This is a genomic window from Burkholderia sp. KCJ3K979, assembly GCF_016759955.1.
Lineage (GTDB): Bacteria > Pseudomonadota > Gammaproteobacteria > Burkholderiales > Burkholderiaceae > Burkholderia > Burkholderia orbicola.
The window spans coordinates 1-635 of the sequence record NZ_JACFYV010000456.1 but is presented as its reverse complement, the minus strand read 5'-3'; the positions used below and the strand labels follow the sequence as shown (position 1 = coordinate 635).

At 67.7% G+C, this 635-nt stretch carries 2 protein-coding genes; both read left to right on the top strand.

The window, feature by feature from the left end; translation table 11 throughout:
- Nucleotides 1-257 (top strand): sarcosine oxidase subunit gamma (locus tag H3O04_RS35605; protein WP_272929925.1); only part of this gene is annotated, 257 nt, incomplete at its 5' end.
- The coding region (locus H3O04_RS35600; protein ID WP_202589541.1) for a dihydroneopterin aldolase at nt 254-635 on the top strand (382 nt) is incomplete at its 3' end. The genes H3O04_RS35605 and H3O04_RS35600, both read left to right, overlap by 4 nt.

Here is a 635-nt window from a genome sequence, read left to right as displayed (position 1 = left end):
CCGTCGACGTCGGCAGCGGCTACACGGTGGTCGAGATCAGCGGCGAACGCGTGCGCGACGTGATCGCGCGCGGCTGCCCGCTCGATCTGCATCCGCGCGTGTTCAAGCCGGGCCAGTGCGCGCAGTCGCACTACTTCAAGTCGCCGATCACGCTGATCCCGACCGGCGACGACACATTCGAGATCGTCCTGCGTCGCAGCTTCGCCGATTATTTCGTGCGCATCATGCTCGACGCCGCGGCGCCGCTCGTCTCATGAAGCCGTTCGACGAACCGCTCGTGGCGATCGACGCGCCGCGCCTGCGCGGGCGCGGCTGGAGCGTGTTCGTCGACGAACTGAAGGTGCCCGCGCGGATCGGCATTCATGCGCACGAGCATGAAGCGCCGCAGCCGGTCGTGATCGACGCGCGGCTCGGGTATCGGTGCGAGCCGAGCGAGCAGGGCGAGTGGATCGACTACGACGGCTATTGCGCGCGCGTGGCGTCGTTCCTGTCGCACAAGCCGCATACGCGGCTGCTGGAGACGCTCGTCGCGGATCTCGCGGTGCTGTCGTTCCGCGAATGGCCGGCGCTGGAATCGCTGACGCTGTCGATGTACAAGCCGAAGATCCGGCCGGGGACGAAGCGCGTGGGTGTGT